Annotated in this window: 14 protein-coding genes; 9 read left to right on the top strand and 5 right to left on the bottom strand. The window is 65.3% G+C overall.

What is annotated here, in order from left to right; all coding sequences use genetic code 11:
- Positions 1–45: 45 nt before the first annotated feature.
- Positions 46–981, bottom strand: a complete 936-nt coding sequence (locus tag BEK68_RS24455) for a LysR substrate-binding domain-containing protein (RefSeq protein WP_012430448.1) — start codon at positions 979–981, stop codon at positions 46–48.
- 236 nt (positions 982–1,217) lie between these two features.
- On the opposite strand from BEK68_RS24455, the gene BEK68_RS24450 reads away from it, so the two are divergent.
- The 4 genes from BEK68_RS24450 to BEK68_RS24435 all read left to right on the top strand — a co-directional run bounded on the left by BEK68_RS24450 (position 1,218) and on the right by BEK68_RS24435 (position 6,489).
- On the top strand, positions 1,218–1,637 hold the full coding sequence (locus tag BEK68_RS24450; RefSeq protein ID WP_004633929.1) for a F0F1 ATP synthase subunit epsilon: 420 nt from the start codon (positions 1,218–1,220) through the stop codon (positions 1,635–1,637).
- A gap of 258 nt (positions 1,638–1,895) precedes the next feature.
- Positions 1,896–3,911: a TonB-dependent receptor plug domain-containing protein gene (locus tag BEK68_RS24445; protein ID WP_012430447.1), complete on the top strand. Its 2,016-nt coding sequence runs from the start codon at positions 1,896–1,898 to the stop codon at positions 3,909–3,911.
- Positions 3,908–4,480 carry a YfiR family protein gene (locus tag BEK68_RS24440; protein ID WP_004633933.1) on the top strand — a complete coding sequence of 191 codons (573 nt, stop codon included), beginning with the start codon at positions 3,908–3,910 and terminating at the stop codon, positions 4,478–4,480. Before BEK68_RS24445 ends, BEK68_RS24440 begins: the two co-directional genes overlap by 4 nt.
- The gene (locus tag BEK68_RS24435; protein WP_004633935.1) at positions 4,477–6,489 is read left to right on the top strand and encodes a putative bifunctional diguanylate cyclase/phosphodiesterase; all 2,013 of its coding nucleotides are present in this window, start codon (positions 4,477–4,479) and stop codon (positions 6,487–6,489) included. Before BEK68_RS24440 ends, BEK68_RS24435 begins: the two co-directional genes overlap by 4 nt.
- A 15-nt stretch (positions 6,490–6,504) precedes the next feature.
- Here BEK68_RS24435 and BEK68_RS24430 read toward each other — a convergent pair whose 3' ends face one another.
- From BEK68_RS24430 to BEK68_RS24415, 4 genes are all read right to left on the bottom strand, one after another.
- Positions 6,505–7,392, bottom strand: a complete 888-nt coding sequence (locus BEK68_RS24430; RefSeq protein ID WP_065851939.1) for an EamA family transporter — start codon at positions 7,390–7,392, stop codon at positions 6,505–6,507.
- Positions 7,393–7,763: 371 nt separating this feature from the next.
- Entirely contained in the window at positions 7,764–9,413 is a 1,650-nt protein-coding gene (locus BEK68_RS24425) for a rhodanese-related sulfurtransferase (protein WP_012430445.1), read from the bottom strand.
- Positions 9,410–10,069 carry a cysteine dioxygenase gene (locus BEK68_RS24420; RefSeq protein WP_012430444.1) on the bottom strand — a complete coding sequence of 220 codons (660 nt, stop codon included), beginning with the start codon at positions 10,067–10,069 and terminating at the stop codon, positions 9,410–9,412. Before BEK68_RS24420 ends, BEK68_RS24425 begins: the two co-directional genes overlap by 4 nt.
- A 60-nt stretch (positions 10,070–10,129) precedes the next feature.
- The gene (locus BEK68_RS24415; RefSeq protein WP_012430443.1) at positions 10,130–11,338 is read right to left on the bottom strand and encodes an acyl-CoA dehydrogenase family protein; all 1,209 of its coding nucleotides are present in this window, start codon (positions 11,336–11,338) and stop codon (positions 10,130–10,132) included.
- A gap of 197 nt (positions 11,339–11,535) precedes the next feature.
- On the opposite strand from BEK68_RS24415, the gene BEK68_RS24410 reads away from it, so the two are divergent.
- The 5 genes from BEK68_RS24410 to BEK68_RS24390 are packed head-to-tail and all read left to right on the top strand — an operon-like array spanning position 11,536 to position 16,397.
- Positions 11,536–12,627 (top strand): LLM class flavin-dependent oxidoreductase, encoded by a 1,092-nt coding sequence (locus BEK68_RS24410; RefSeq protein ID WP_012430442.1) that lies wholly within the window; start codon positions 11,536–11,538, stop codon positions 12,625–12,627.
- A gap of 9 nt (positions 12,628–12,636) precedes the next feature.
- On the top strand, positions 12,637–13,476 hold the full coding sequence (locus tag BEK68_RS24405; RefSeq protein ID WP_012430441.1) for a class II aldolase/adducin family protein: 840 nt from the start codon (positions 12,637–12,639) through the stop codon (positions 13,474–13,476).
- 49 nt (positions 13,477–13,525) lie between these two features.
- A complete protein-coding gene (locus tag BEK68_RS24400) occupies positions 13,526–14,533 on the top strand; it encodes an ABC transporter substrate-binding protein (RefSeq protein WP_012430440.1) in 1,008 nt (335 codons plus the stop codon).
- Positions 14,534–14,568: 35 nt separating this feature from the next.
- Positions 14,569–15,606: an ABC transporter permease gene (locus tag BEK68_RS24395; protein ID WP_012430439.1), complete on the top strand. Its 1,038-nt coding sequence runs from the start codon at positions 14,569–14,571 to the stop codon at positions 15,604–15,606.
- Entirely contained in the window at positions 15,600–16,397 is a 798-nt protein-coding gene (locus tag BEK68_RS24390; protein ID WP_004633954.1) for an ABC transporter ATP-binding protein, read from the top strand. The genes BEK68_RS24395 and BEK68_RS24390 overlap by 7 nt, the downstream gene beginning before the upstream one ends.
- Positions 16,398–16,404 lie beyond the last annotated feature (7 nt).

The raw sequence follows: 16,404 nt of genomic DNA, 5'->3' as shown, positions 1-16,404 counted from the left end.
ACAACGGGCGGGCAGGGGCGGTTGAAAAATCGCGAAGTTACGGCCCTAGCGCGTCGCGGCTGTGTCCATTGCCATAACTTTGGCGATGAACGCATCGGCCTTTTTCTCGGGTGCGTGGGCCAACTGCGGGTCCAGGCGGTCAAGAAACGCGCGTACCAGCCGTGCGTCCTTGCGCTCCTTCAGGAAGTACAGGTATTCGTGAATGACTGGCGCGTTGCCGGCAAACGGCAGCACGCGCACGTCGGGCCGGCGCGGTGCTTCACGTGCGGGAACGATGCTGCAGCCCAGCCCCAGGCTGACTGCTTCGTAAATGGCTTCCCGGCTGCCGATGATGCTCGTGCTGGCAGGCTCGATGCCGGCCGCGGCAAACGCGTCTTCGGTGACGCGGCGGGTGACGGAGCCCGGTTCGCGCATCAGCAATTGGCAGCCGGCAACGTCATCCAGGGTGACGCTCGGGCGACGTGCAAGTGGGTGGTCCAGCGGCACCACCAGCACCATCGTGTCTTCGGCCAGCGTGATGCGATGCAGCCGTTCGTCATCCACGGCGTGAGACGAAACAGCCAGGTCGATACGCACCTCCGAGAGCGCCTCGAGCATCTGCTGCGAGTTGCCGAATTCGATGGTGATCTCGATGGTGGGATGGCGTGCGCGAAACGCCGCCACGCTGGGCAGGATGTAGTACGGGCCCGTGGCGCCCACGCGCAGGTTGCCGGTGCGCAGATCGCCGGCATTGCGCAGGAGAAAATCGACGTCGCCTTCTTGCTGCGCGAGGCGCTCGACGATAGGCATGAGGCTCACGCCCAGGTCGGACAGGTCCAGCCGGCTGCCGCGGCGGTGAAACAGTTCCACGCCGTACATCTCTTCCAGTTGGCGGATACGTCCGGTCACGGTCGGCTGGGACAGGCGCAGGCGCTTGGCGGCCGACGTGACGCTGCCCTGGCGCGCCACCTCGAAGAACGACATCAATAGATCGCCCAGCATGCTTGTGTTTCCCTGATATGTCTTTTTTGATCGTCAGGCGCCCAGTCTAGGCAGCGTTTGTGACGCTACATGCGGTGAAACCTTACGGTCAGCCATGGACAGACGCGCGGGCGGCGGCGATTGCCACGCGCAAGTCAACGTGGCGTGGGTCGCATCGAAAAGGAAGGGCGCGCGAGGACGGGGCGGGCGCACATCGTGCTACCGTGTCCACCTATGCGCGTAATAGAGGAGAGACCATGCCGGTGCTGAAGGTCGATGTCGTCACGGCAGAAGAACGGCTGTACGAAGGCAACGCCAAGTTTGTGGTGATCCCCGGCACCGAGGGCGAACTGGGCATCTTGCCAGGCCATGAACGTCTGCTGACGCGCATGCGCCCGGGCAGTGTCCGCGTCACGCAGGAGAACAACGAAGAAGTGATCCTCTTTGTAGCCGGCGGCTTTGTCGACGTGCAACCGGAGCAGGTGATCGTGCTGGCAGACACCGCCGTGCGCGCACACGACCTGGATGAGGCGAAAGCGCAGCAGGCCCGCAAGGCGGCCGAGGAGCTTATGCAGAACAGCCAAAGCAAATTCGACTACGCACGCGCGCAGGCGGAGTTGGCCGAAGCCGTCGCGCAACTGGCCGCCATCGAGCGTTTGCGCAAGCGCCGCCGCTGAGGCTTGGCCTTCACAAGAAAGGGGCCATGCCGCCCTGCACCACAACGGCGCTGACGTGTCGTCCCACCAGGGGTGGGGTAAAGAACCGCGCCGGTTCTCCGTTTTAGAGCAGAACGATCGAATTTCCCGCCGAACGTCATCCCACAGACGTGATCGGTTCTGCCGGTTCTGCTGATGTCGCTGCTTGTTGTGATTGCCCGTGCGCTTGGGCTTGGTTGCTTGAAACATCCGAGTGCAGAGCATGTGTTCTCGTTGCCAATGCGCTTGCCGTGCGCGCTGCTCGACCCGAGCCGAATTGCGCAAATGTTTGCGGTGGCGGTTACGTCGCTTTCCACAACAGCGCTGGCCCAAACAGACGCGACAGACCTGACCGCGTTGCCTATCGAACAACTCATGCAGGTGCAGGTCGTCACCGGCGCATCCAAGTACGCGCAAGCCGCGAATGAGGCGCCCGCCAACGTTTCGGTCATTACCGCGGCGGACATCAAAGCCTATGGCTGGCGCACGCTGGCCGACATCCTGGGGAGCCTTCCAGGGCTCTACACCAACTACGATCGCAGCTACAACACGCTTGGGGCGCGCGGCTTTCTGCGGGCGGGCGACTACGACACCCGCTTCCTGTTGCTGATCGACGGCCATCGCACCAACGATCCGATCTTCGATCAGGCAGCCGTCGGGACCGAAGCCATCCTCAACGTCGACCTGATCGAGCGGGTGGAGTACGTGCCCGGAGCGGGCTCGGCGGTGTACGGGTCGAACGCGCTGTTCGGTGTGATCAACATCATCACCAAGCGCGGCCGTGACATCGACGGCGTGCAGGCCAGTGCATCGACCGGCAGCGCCAATGCGCGCGATGCCCGCCTGACGTGGGGCAAGCGAGCCGAGAACGGTGCCGAGTGGCTGCTGTCGGCCAGCGTGAGCGATGCCCCGGGCCGCGACCTGTACTTTGCCGAGTTCAATCAGCCCGGCGTGAGTGACGGTGTGGCCCGCGGCATGGATTTCGACCGCGCCAAGCGTCTGTTTGCCAAGGGCAGTTTCGGCGAGTTCGGGATGACCTTCGGCTACGTCGATCGGACGAAGGGCGTGCCCACTGCGCCGTACAACCAGAGCTTCAACGACCCGCGCTCGCGCGCTGTCGATACGCGGCAGATATTCAACGGCACCTGGCAGCACGCACTGGACGACACGACCGACGTGTCTGCGCGGCTATTCTGGGGGCGGTATGCGTCGCTGGGCGATTACACGTACAACCCGCCCCCGGCCGGCATCAACCGCGATGTGTTCGATACCGCGTGGTACGGCACGGAACTCAAGCTCGTGACGCGCCGTATCGAACGCCATACGCTGGTCATGGGTACCGAGCTGCAACGGGATTACCGTGATGCAATGCGTAATTTCGATACGGTGCCCTACGTCAGTTACCTGGACGACCATCGCACCAACAACCGCGTGGGCGCATACGTGCAGGACCAATTCATGCTCCATCCGGATTGGGTGCTGGATACGGGCCTGCGCTACGACCATACGAGCTTCACGCCGGGCATCTTCAGCCCACGTGTGGGCCTGATCTGGCATGCCGCCCCAACGACCACCGTCAAGGCGATCTACGGCATGGCCTATCGCGCGCCGAACGATTACGAATTGAACTATCAGAGCAGTGCCCCCGGCGGCCAGCAGGCTACCCACGGGCTGTCGGCCGAACGCATCCGTACGTATGAAGCGGTTGTCGAACAGCAAGTTGCCGCAGGCGGCAAAGCCACGTTGTCGGTGTTTCAGAACAACGTTTCCAACCTGATCAGCCAGAGCGAAGACCCGAACACCGGGCTGCTCTTCTTCAGCAACGTGGCGCGCGTGCGCACACGGGGCGCAGAACTCGGCTACGAGCAGAACTGGCCGGGCGGCACGCGCCTGCGCACGAGCTACAGCTTCCAGCGTTCCGAAGACATCGACAGCGGCCAGACGCTGGCCAATTCGCCGCGTCACATGCTCAAGATCAATGCCACCGCGCCCGTGTGGCGTGACGACTGGCGCGCAGGGATCGAGGCGCGATACATCAGTAACCGGCTGACGACCACGGGCCAAGTGGGCGGTTACTGGATCGCCAACCTGACCTTGCTGGCGGCGCAGCTGGCACCCAATCTGGAGATGTCGGCCAGCGTCTACAACCTGTTCGATCGACGCTACGCCGATCCGGCCGGGCCGGAGCAACCGCAGCCATCCATCGAGCAGGATGGCCGTACTTTTCGCGTGAAATTTACCTACACCTTCCGATGAACACCCCGCACGGCACTGTCCGACGCGCCCGAAGACCAGGCCCGCGCAGGTTATGTGCGGCGCTGGGCGCCGTGCTGGCTGGCGTGGTGTGCATGGGCGCCACGCACGCGCAGATGCAGGCCAGCGAGGTGCAGGTCAAGGCAGCGTTCATCTACAACTTTGCGCTGTTCACCAACTGGCCGGCCGATGCCATCCAGGCCGACGCCCCGATGGTGTTGTGCGTGACAGCACAGCATCCGTTGCAGGCAGCCTTGGAAAAACTGACAGGAAAACCCGTGCGCGGACACCGCCTGGAAATCCGAAAGATCAATGACGGTACCGTTGCCGGCTGCCATGTCCTGGTGTTTGATGCGCGTGCTTCGAACGGCGTGCGTGTCGATCCGGCCACGCCCATGCTGACGGTGTCCGACAGCCCTAAAAACCAGCGCGCACCCGGCAACCCCGAACCGATGATCGCGTTGACGCTGCATGACGATCGCGTGGTCTTCGACATCGATGCAGTGGCCGCGCGGCAAGCCCATCTGCAACTCAGCTCACAACTGCTGCGCCTGGCGAGGACCGTGCAATGAGCCTGTACGTTACGACCCCTCGGCCCCGCCTGGGGCACTCCATGGTGCGAGCCAATATGGCCGGTGCCGGTGCGGCACTGACCATTGCCGGCTTCCTGCTCATCGTGTTCCAGTTCATCGCGCTGCATGCGGCGCTGGTGCGCGATGTGCACGTGCAGGCGCGCATCGTCGGTGCCAACAGCGTGGCCGCGCTGCTTTTCAATGACCGCCGCGCGGCAGAAGAAACGCTGGGCGCTCTGGAGGCATCGCCGTCACTGCGCGCTGCTGGCATTTTCAGCGCGCTGCGCAAGCCGCTGGCGCTGTATCAGCACGGCGATGCCGCGCCCGTCCGGGCACCCGATGCCGCCATGCTGCGCGAGTCGGCTGTATCGACGCTCACCACGCTGGAGGTGGTGGAGCCCGTGGAATCGGAGCGCCGCGTGATCGGCTACGTGGTGGTGCGCTCCAGCCTGAGCGAGCTGTACATGCAACTGCTCGGCTATGCGGTGCTGACCGTATCGGTGGGCATCGGTGCAATGGGCCTCGCGTATCTGGTGATCGCCCGCATGCGCCGCGCGGTGCTGCAGGCAGAGGCGCACCTGGACTACCTGGCCCACATCGATTCGGTGACGGAACTGCCGAACCGGCACGCCTTCAACGAACGCCTGCAGGTGTCGCTCAAGCGCGCAGGCCAGACGGGGGCGGTTGGGCTGCTCCTGCTGGATCTGGACAACTTCAAGGTCGTCAATGACACGCTGGGCCACAACAATGGCGACCGCCTGCTGCGCCAGGTTGCACGGCGGCTTAACGACGTGATCGAGCAGGCCAACCTGCGCGCCGTGCTGTGCCGCATCGGCGGAGACGAGTTCGCGGTGATCGCAGAGTTGTCGGGCCGTGCACAGATTGCCGAGACAGAAGCAGCAACGCTGGCCGATGGGTTGGCCAAGCGCATTCTTGCCGCGCTGGGGGCGCCGTTTTCACTCGACCTGCATCAGATCTACGTCACGGCCAGCGTGGGCGTGAGCCTGTATCCGCATGACGCACGTGACGTGCAGGTGCTCACGCGCAACGCCGACACGGCGATGTATCACGCCAAGAACCACGGCAAGAATGCGGCCGCCAGCTTTACGTCGGAGATGGACCAGCAGGCGCGCCGCCGCCTGCGCGTGGAAGCCGATCTGCGCCGGGCGCTCGACCGCGAAGAGTTGTTGCTGGCCTACCAGCCGCAGGTGCGCCTGAGCACCGACGATGCTCACGACGCGGTGATCTCCAGGGCGAACGTCTACGGCGTGGAAGCACTGGTGCGCTGGCGCCATCCCGAGATCGGGCTGATTGGCCCGGGCGAGTTCATCGCCGTGGCGGAAGAAACCGGGCTGATCGTGCCGCTTGGCCTGTGGGTGCTGCGTACCGCGTGCCAACAGGCGGTGCGCTGGATGCGCGAAGACGGCGTCACGCTGCGGGTGGCCGTCAACCTGTCGGCTCGGCAGACGCGCGACCCGGCGCTCGTGGAAAACGTCATGGACGTGCTGCGCGAAACCGGTATGCCGCCGCATCAGCTCGAGCTCGAAATTACGGAGAGCGTGCTGATGGAAGACATCGAAGCCAACATCGCGCTGCTCGAATCCCTGCACGCGGCCGGCATCAGCCTGTCGATCGACGATTTCGGCACCGGGTATTCGTCGCTGGCGTATCTGCAGCGTTTTCCGATCCAGAAGCTCAAGATCGACCGCAGCTTTGTGCAGCGCATGCCCGGCGACGGCGAAGCCATTGCAGGCGCGGTGATCGCCATGGCCCACAGCCTGCGCATGCAGGTGGTGGCCGAAGGCGTGGAAGACCCCGAGCAGCTCGCGTTGCTGCGCGACGCCGGCTGCGACCTGGGGCAGGGCTACCTGTTCTCGCGCCCGCAGCAAGCCGACGCGTTGATGGCCTGGCTCAACCGACTGGACAACGCTGCGGACAGCGGCACCGCTGCGTATGCCGAAGAGGAGGTGGTGCCGAGCGCGTCGTTGCCGTCGTCGTTGGCGGGGTAGCAGCTATACAGACGCTCAAGCAGCCGCCCGTCGCGCCGCCCGCGTAGCCCCGGCCGTCAGCACGACCACGGCCGCGAGGATGATGCCCGTGGCGCCCAGCGTCTGCGGCGCGACCACTTCATCGGCGAGCCATGCGCCCATCAGCAGGGCGATGGGCGGGTTCACATACACATAGCTTGTCGCCATGACGGTGGACACGCGTTCCACCAGCGCCATGTAGGCCGTGAATGCGATGGCCGAACCGAACACCACAAGGTAGCCCCACGCAAGCGCGGCGTGCATGCCGATGTGGCTGGGCCACGCTTCGCCGGTGAGCAGGCTGAGCACCACGAGCGCCACGCCGCCAAAGGCCATCTCCAGTACAAAGGCCGTCATGCCCTTGGGCATGTCGATGCGCTTGGAGAGCTGCGAGCCGAACGACCATGACGCAATGGCGGTGGTCAGCGCCAGCACGCCGACCGTGCTGGCCTGAAACTCCGCTCCGCGAAACAGCACCGCAATCCCGATGCTGCCCAGCGCGATGGCGCCAATCTCATATGCACGCAGGCGGCCGCCGGCCAGCAGCGTCCAGAGTGTGGAGAACAGCGGCATCGACGCGATCATCACCGTGGTCGCACCCGACGAGATGGTCTGCTCGGCCACCGCCGTCATGCCCATGCCGCCCACCAGCATGAACGCGCCGATCAGCGCGCAGTTGCGGACCTGGCGCAAGGTTGGCCGCTCTTCGGGCTGCTTGCGCTGTCGCAGGATGACCAGCGGGGCGAGCAGCAACGCCGCAGCCAGAAAACGCGAGCCCATCATCAGAAAGGGCGGCAGATCGGTCAGCGCAAAACGGACGGCGAGATACGTTGTGCCCCACACCACGTAGGTGATGAGCAGGCACAGGGCGATGAAGGGGGACATGACGGAACCTCTGCGAGGAAGTCCCGATGCTACTCAAGGCGGCCTTATGCGCAAAACGAGTTTTGTTATCGCTCGTTGTGAGCATTGTTAGCAAGCAAGTGAGCTGAGGCGTATGTGGGTTTGAGACTGCCATCACGCGGTTCCACACCTCGCGCTCGGAGTGATGAACCCCGCGTGCCGAGTTTGGAACCCCATGCACGGCGTTCAGAACCTCAATGTCGGTGTTCGAAGTACGAGATATCGAGGTTCGGAACGACGCCGGTCACGTTCCGAACGCCGACGGTGGAGTTCGGAACCGCAAGCATGGAGTGTCCAACCCCAACGGTCGGGTTCGGAACGCCAAGCCTGACGTTCCGAACCTTGCAGGCCAGTCAGATGACCCGGAACCCGTGCGTTCCGTCGCGCCGCAGCTGCTCGACCAGCCCGAACTCCCAATCGAGATAGGCCTGCATCGCGGTACGCGGTGCGCTCGTGCCTTCATACGGGCGGCGGTAGCGGTCGATGCGGTCTGAGGCCAGGCGGGTCTCGCCGGTTTCAATGGGCAGGCCGGCGGCCACCCATGTTGCAGTGCCTCCGTCGAGCACCCACACCTCGGCCTGCGTCAGCTTGGCAAGGTCGGCGGCGGCAAAGCGGGCGAGCTGGCTGGAGCCGCACGTCAGCACGTAGCGGCGGGCCGCCGGGATGCGCGCCAGCGCTGCGGGCAAGTCTGAGCGTACAGCAAACCACGCACCCGGAATATGCCGCGCAACGTAGTTGGCGCTGCGCGTGACGTCGATGACGGCGGTGTCGCCCGCTTCCAGCCAGCCGGCCAGGGCGCGGGCGTCGACCGTGCGCACGGCGGGGAGCGGCGGGGCAGGTGTCTGCCACGTCCCGGTGACGCTGCGCGCGCTCGCGTCGACCGGATCGACGACATAAACCTCCCAGCCCATCTGTGCGAGCCACGAGGCGGACATGTCGGCGCGCACGCCGTCGTCATCGGCCAGAACGATGCGCGCGCCGCGCACGGCGGCGGTGTGATCGGTTTCCTGCACGAGCTGGCCGCCGGGCGCGCTGGCAAAGCCGGGCAGGTGGCCGGTGGCATATTCCTCGGGTGTGCGCACGTCGAGCTTGTAGACCGTGCGGTCCGGGGTCTCGAGTTTGGCAACCTCAGCCAGCGCAATGCGCGGCACGTTGGCGCGTTCGGCCACGGCGCGCGCATCGGCCTGTGCCTGCGCGCGTGATTCGGCAGACACGTCCTGCGGATGACGGCGGTTGGCGCCATGGTCCAGCACCTGATCGGCCAGCAGCCAGCCGATGGTGCCATTGCGCAGTGCCGCCACCGGGTTGGGGATGCCGGCATTCACCAGCGATTGCGTGCCGATGATGCTGCGCGTGCGTCCCGCGCAATTGACGATGACCTGCGTGCTCGGGTCCGGTGCCAGCTCGCGGATGCGCAACACCAGCTCGGCACCCGGCACGCTCGTCGCCGTGGGGATGCTCATGGTCTGAAACTCTTCATAGCGGCGCGAATCGACGATCACCACGTCGCGCTTGGCATCAAGCAGCGCCTTGACCTCCTGCGCGCTGAGCGACGGCGTGTGGCGGTGCGCCTCCACGTATTCGCCAAAGGATTTGCTCGGCACGTTCACGTCTTGGAACACCTCGCCGCCGGCTGCGCGCCAGCCATCGAGTCCGCCTTCGAGCAGGTACACGCGCGTATAGCCGAGTTCAGCCAGCTTGGCCGCCGCGCGCGGGGCGAGGTCCACGCCATCGTGCACGCCGTACAGCACGATCAACGTGTCGCGGCGCGGAATGCGCGACCACGCTTCCAACTCCAGCCGGGAGAGCGGCAGGTTGGCTGCCCATAGCGGATGCGCCTGGGCATACGGGTCTTCCTCGCGGACGTCGACCAGTGCAATCTCCTTGCGGGCCAGCAGGGCGGCGCGCACGTCGGCATACGCCAACGTCGGGACGTGGGTTTCGGCCAGCGGTGCAGCGACCGGCGATTCGATGGCGTCGATAGCGTCGATGGTGGTACTCATGATGCGGGCGTGTCCTTGGAACGGTCCCAGAGATTGGGCAGATGGGTATTCGAATAGCCGGAGACGAACGGCTTGCGCTCGCCGTCTTCCGTGTAGACGGAACGGTGGATGCCGCCGATGTTGCCGCCGTAGACGTGGATGCTGATCGAGGTGCGATCGTCAAAGGCGTTGTGCACGCGGTGGATGTCCCCCACGCGCGGCGAGACGTGTTCTACAGCGCCCGGCTCCAGGCGGATGGCCGGGCCGTCGGGTTGGGGTTTGCCTTGCGCGTCGAGCTTGAACGGCTGCGAGTATTCAGCGCCGCGCAGCATGCCGATCAGGCCCCACGTGGTGTGGTCGTGAATGGGTGTGCGCTGGCCCGGGCCCCAGACAAAGCTGACGATGGAAAAGCGCTCGCCGGAATCGGCATGCAGGAGGAACTGCTGGAAGTGCTCTGGGTGCGGCTGCGAGTATTCAGCGGGCAACCAGTCGTCGCGGGCGACGAGCGCACCGAGCAGGGCACCGGCGCGCGAGAGGATTTCGGCTTCGGTCGGTTGCTGATCCAGCAGGCGCGACAGCGCCGTCACGAACTCACGCAGCGGCGCGATGGACTGTGTTTGTACGGGTGCCGCAGAGGAAGCAGCAGCGGAAACGGTGGCGAGTGCAGGCGTGCTCATCGACAGGTTCCTGGTGTGGGATTTTTGGGCATCTTGCTGGACTTGGTTGGCGGCGTCCAGCTAAACCCCGAGCGCAGTGCGGCCGGCTGCCAGCAGGATGGAGTCGTTCTGCGGCGTGTGAATGCGGCTGCACAGCACATCGCGATAATGGCGCTCGAGCGGGTTGCGGCGCGACAGGCCGTGATTGCCGGACAGCTGCAGCGCCAACTCCACGGCGCGGATCGCGTTGGCGGTGACGGTGTACTTGAGCAGCCCGCTGTCGGTGATGGAAAGCGGCGCGCCCGCATCGGCGGCTTCGGCTGCATGATCGAGCAGCACGCGGTTGGTTTGCAGCGCGGCGGCAACCTCGCCCACCACTTCCTGCATGCGCGGCAGCGTGGCCAGCGGCCCGCCCAGGTTGGCCGGTGCCCGCGTGTTCAGAAACTGGATGAGCCAGTCGCGCGCGGCCTGCGCCACGGCGTCGTACAGGCTGCCGAGCAGCACGTTCATCCATGCTTGCTGGTCGAGTTGCGCGCCCGTGTCGGCTTGCGCGGCACTGTGCGCTGCCCATTCCGAAGCAGGGCGGATATCGACGGCGTGGTCGAGCGGAATCTCCACATCTTCGAGGATGACGTCGTGGCTGCCCGAGGCACGCAAGCCGAGGTGGTTCCAGGTTTCTTCGATGCGGATACCCGGTGTTTCCGGCAACGGACGCGGCACGAGAAAAATCCCCACGCGCGGCTCGGCTTCATCGGTGCGGCCCCACACGGATAGCCAGCGCAGGGCAGGGCTGCCGGTGCTGTAGAGCTTGCGGCCCCGGATGCGCCAGCGATTGCCGACACGCGTTGCCACTGTGGCGGGCAAACCGCCGCGTGCGGGCGTGCCGAGGTCCGGCTCCACGCGCAGCGCGTTGATGAGCGCGCCTTCATTCAGCGCAGTCGCAAACACCTGTTGCCGAACATGCGCGGGCCAGCGCGTATCGGCACGTGCGATGGCGCGGTGCTGCAGGTACGTCATCGTCAGCACAAGCGCAGTGGCTGCATCGGCATGCGCGATGGACGCAATGATCTGGCGTGCCGTCTGCAGGCCGGCGCCGCCACCGCCATGCGTTTGCGGGATGACCTGTGCAATCAGGCCCGAGGCGTGCAGCAGCGCGAAGTTGTCGTGCGGGAAGTTGCCCTGCAGATCATGCTCTGCGGCTGACGCGGCCAGCTGCGGAGCAATGGTGGCCAGCGCTTCGGCAAGCCGGTCGGGCGGCGTTGGCAGGCGATGCAAGGGAGCAGGCGACATGGCGATGCAATGTGCGAAGCAAGTGGCATTGGCGCACAGCGTATCCGGGTTGCCAGGCGCCACGAACGACCTATGCCGTATATGCAGCGTTGAAATTATTCGTTAGTGCAATGCGGGTGGTGACGTAACTTCATTCGCATTCATGGCGGGGCGCAATGCCTCGCAAGTCTTCTAACGATATGCGGAACGGAGCCAGCATGAGCGTCGATTTCATCGGCATGATCCAGAGCCAGAAGCAGTCTGAAATTCACCCGCCCGATCCGAACGGGCCGGTGATCGACCGCGATTACGTACGTGCCTTTGCACAGGCGCACGAACAGGCCGGCTTTGATCGCATCCTCGTGCCGCACCATTCGACGGGGCCGTCGGCCACGCTCACGATCTCATATGCAGCCGCGTTGACGGAGCGCATTCACTTCATGCTTGCGCACCGGCCCGGGTTTACCAATCCGACGCTGGCCGCGCGCCAGATTGCCACGCTGGACCAGTTCACCGGTGGCCGCCTGGGCGTGCACTTCATCTCGGGCGGTTCCGACAGCGAGCAACGGCGTGATGGCGACTATCTCGACCACGACCAGCGCTATGCACGCACGGACGAATACCTGGGCATCCTGCGGCGCATCTGGACAGAGTCGAAGCCGTTCGACCACGAGGGCACGTTCTATCGCTTCGAGCAAGGCTTCTCCGAGGTGAAGCCCGCGCAGAAGCCCCATGTGCCGATCTACTTCGGTGGTGCTTCGGACGTGGCCGTCGAGGTGGCCGGCAAGCATGCCGACGTGTATGCGCTGTGGGGTGAATCGCTCGACCAGGTGCGCGATCTGACAACGCGCGTGCGGGCCGAAGCCGCCAAGCACGGGCGCAGCATCCGGTTTTCTGTGTCGTTCCGCCCGATCCTGGCGGAAACGGAAGACGCCGCCTGGGCACGGGCAGAGAACATCCTTGAGCGGACGCGCGCGCTGCGTGTGCAGCAGGGCTACAGCCGAGGCGGCCCGCAACAGAGCGAGGGCGCACGCCGCCTGCTCGCGGCAGCCGAACAAGGCGAGCGCGTCGACAAACGTTTGTGGACGGCCATCGCCAAGGAAACTGGTGGACGTTCCAATTCCACCTCGCTGGTCGGCACGCCGGAGCAAGTGGCCGATGCGCTGCTCGACTACTACGACCTGGGCGTCACCACCTTCCTGATCCGCGGTTTTGATCCGCTGGAAGACGTGGTGGATTACGGTCGCACGCTCATCCCGCGCGTGCGCGAGCTGGTGGCGCAGCGTGAAGCGCAGCGCAAGGCCGCGTGAGGCACGGGCATGAGCGCAGTCTTCTCTATCGAGCGCCCCGCATCGTCCACGCTCAAGCTGAACAGCACGCCGCAGCAGAAATTCTGGTTTGATCCGCCCGCCACGCGCCCCACGCTCGAGGCCGAGCGGCGCCATCGGCAGGAGCGGCTTGCGGGGGCGTTCCGCCTGTTTGCGCGGCACGGCTTTGACCTCGGGCTGGCGGGCCACATCACCGCGCGCGACCCGGAGTTGACGGACCACTTCTGGGTCAACCCGCTGGGGGTGCATTTCTCGCGCATCAAGGTGACGGACCTGCTGCTCGTGAACGCGCGTGGCGAGACCGTCATCGGCAACCGGCCGCTGAACAAGGCGGCGTTTGCGATTCATGCGGCGATTCACGAAGCGCATCCGCACATCGTGGCTGCGGCGCACACCCATTCGACCTACGGCAAGGCGTGGTCGACCCTGGGCCGGCCGCTGGATCCGCTCACGCAGGATGCATGCTCGTTCTATGAAGACCATGCGCTGTTCGACGACTTCACCGGCATGGTGGTCGATTCCAGCGAAGGCGAGCGCATTGCGCATGCCCTCACCAAGCCCGACGGCGGCACGCACAAGGGCGTGATCCTGAAGAACCACGGCATCCTCACGGCAGGCCCGACGTTGGAAGCCGCAGCGTGGTGGTACATCGCGCTGGACAACGCTGCCCACACGCAACTGCTTGCCGAAGCCGCGGGCACGCCGCAGCCCATCGATGCCGCCACCGCGCGCCACACCCACAGCCAGGTGGGCGGCCAGGAGGGTGCGCTGCACGCGTTCGAAAGCCTTTACGCCGGCCTGGTCGCGGCCGAGCCGGACGTGCTCGATTAAGCCGTCGCCTGACAGAACAGATCGAACACATCATCACGGGGAGCATTCAATGAGCGAAGAGACCGCGGGCATCTCGCGCCGCAAGATATTGCACGCAGCGGCCGCCACGGCGCTGGCTGCACCGGCATTGATCCTGGGCCGCAAGGCCTACTCGCAACAGCGCAAGCTGACGTTTGCTTGGAACCAGAACGCGTTTTGCCTGACGCCCATCGTGGTGGCGCAGGAACGCGGCTTCTTCGAAAAGAACGGACTGCACGTCGATCTGATCAACTACAGCGGCTCGACCGATCAACTGCTCGAATCGATCGCCACCGGCAAGGCAGATGCCGCAGTGGGCATGATTCACCGCTGGCTCAAGCCGCTGGAAGCGGGCTTCGACGTGAAGATCATCGGCAGCTCGCATGGCGGCTGTGTGCGGCTTGTGGGTTCCAAGGCGGCAGGCGTCACCAGCCTGGCGGCGCTCAAGGGAAAAACCGTAGGCGTGAGCGATCTTGCTGCCCCGGGCAAGCACTTCTTCACCATCCTGCTGGCCAAGAACGGCATTGACCCGGACAAGGACGTCACGTGGCGCCAGTACCCGGCCGACCTGCTGGGCGTGGCGGTGGACAAAGGCGAGATCCAGGCGATTGCCGACGGCGACCCCAACCTTTTCCTGCTGGAGAAGCGCACGAACGGCGCCTACGTGGAGCTGGCCACGAACCTCTCCGGTGAATACGCACGCAAGGTCTGCTGCGTGATCGGCGCACGCGGCGAGCTGGTCCGCAATGACCGCCCGACGGCATCCGCACTGGCGCGTTCGATTGTGCAAGCCACGGATTTCGTCAACGAAAACCCGAATGAGGCGGCCAAGGTGTTTGCCAAGTATTCGCCCAAGGTGGCGCTGGACGACTTGCGCAAGCTCTACGCCACGCTCACGTACACGCATCACCCGACCGGCGTCGACCTGCGCGACGAGATCGCCTTCTACGCGGAAGACTTCCGCCGCATCGGCGTCATCAAGAAGACCACCGATCCGCAGCGCCTGGCGCAGCACGTGTACGTGAATGTGCTGGCCTGACGCACGGCGTGTGAGCACATGAGGAACACATCGACATGAGCACCATCCCGCAAACACTGGAGGCGTCTGCCGCGCTCTCCAACCCATTTGCCGATGCCGTCGAGCGCGGAGGCGCATGGCGCACCGGCGCCGTGGCCGCATTGGCCTGGGCCGCCTTCGGCTTGCTGACGTGGCGCTGGCCCAATCACGTGGTCGGTTTCAGCGACTGGGCATTCACGGTGGAGTTGGGCGTTACCGCGTTGATCGTTGGCATTGCGCTGTTCGTGATGGCGTTGGCGGCGGGCCATGTGTCCCCGTTGCGGCCCGTGCAGGAAGCGCTGCAACCGGCCGGGCCATGGCTGATCGCCGTGCCTGCGGTGCTGGCGTTGTGGGAGGTGCTGACCGCCAAGTCCGGTGCATTGCCCACACCGTTCTTTGCGCCGCCGCAGGCATTGATCGAGGTCTATTCGGAAGACTGGCCGCGTCTGGGCGACAGCGTGCTGAATACGCTCAAGCTGCTCGGCATCGGCTATCTGCTTGGTGCGTTGACGGGCTTTCTGGTGGGCGTGTCGATCGGCTGGTCGCGCGCAGTGGGTTACTGGGTGCATCCGGTGCTGCGCATTCTCGGGCCGTTGCCGGCGACGGCGCTGTTGCCGATCACGTTCTACTTCTTCCCGTCGAGCTATTCGGCGGCGGCTTTCCTGATCGCCTTGGCAGCCGGCTTTCCCGTGGCGGTGCTCACGTGGTCCGGCGTGGCGGGCGTGAGCAAAAGCTACTACGACGTTGCCCGCACGCTGGGCGCATCCAACGCATTCCTGGTGCTGCGTGTGGCGATTCCGGCAGCCCTGCCGCAGGTGTTCGTGGGGCTGTTCATGGGGCTGGGCGCTTCGTTCACGGTGCTGGTGACGGCGGAGATGATGGGCGTGAAGTCGGGCCTCGGCTGGTACCTGACCTGGGCGCAAGGCTGGGCATCGTACGTCAACATGTATGCCGCGCTGATCGTCATGGCGCTGCTGTTCTCCAGCATCATCACGCTGCTCTTCAAGGTGCGTGACCGCGCGCTGGTCTGGCAGAAGGGGACGCTGAAATGGTAGCCGTGCTGGAACGCGAGGCGCCGCCTGCGGCCACTGTCGGGGCGCGTATCGACGTGCAGGGCGTCAGCCACTGGTTTGGCAGCCGCGCCAATCCGCTGCAGGTGCTCGACGGTGTGAGCCTGACCATACAGCCGGGTGAGTTCGTTGCGCTGCTCGGGCCAAGCGGTTGCGGCAAGTCCACGCTGCTGCGCCTGATTGCGGGGCTGGAGCCGCCCACGCGCGGCCGCATCCTGCAGGACGATGCCCCCATCGACGCGCCGGACCCGTCGCGTGTGGTCGTCTTCCAGGACCCGACGCTCTACCCATGGCGGCGCGTGTGGGACAACGTCGCGCTGGGCCTGCAAGCGCGCGGTGTGCTCAACGCAGAGCGTGACCGCGTGGACGATGCTCTGGAGCGCGTGGGCCTGGGCGGCTTTCATCGGGCGTTTCCGCATGAGCTCTCGGGCGGCATGGCGCAACGCGTGGCGCTGGCGCGTGCGCTGGTCAACGATCCGCAGTTGCTGGTGCTGGACGAACCGCTGGGCAAGCTGGATTCACTCACGCGGCTGGCCATGCAGAGCGAGCTGGTGACGCTGTGGCAACGCGCGCGCTTCTCGACCGTGCTGGTGACGCACGATGTGGAGGAGGCGTTGTTCCTGGCGCAGCGTGTGGTCATCTTCAGCCCGCGCCCGGCGCGCATCACGGCGGAACTGACGGTGGATCTGCCTTACCCACGCCATCGCGGCGACCCGCGCTTGAGCGCGTTGCGGCACGAGGCGCTGGGTCATCTCGGCCTCGGCGAGACCTGGTAGATGGCGG

The organism is Ralstonia pickettii, from assembly GCF_001699815.1.
Lineage (GTDB): Bacteria > Pseudomonadota > Gammaproteobacteria > Burkholderiales > Burkholderiaceae > Ralstonia > Ralstonia thomasii.
Note: the sequence above shows the minus strand (reverse complement) of the source record. Positions and strands in the feature narration are given on the sequence as shown.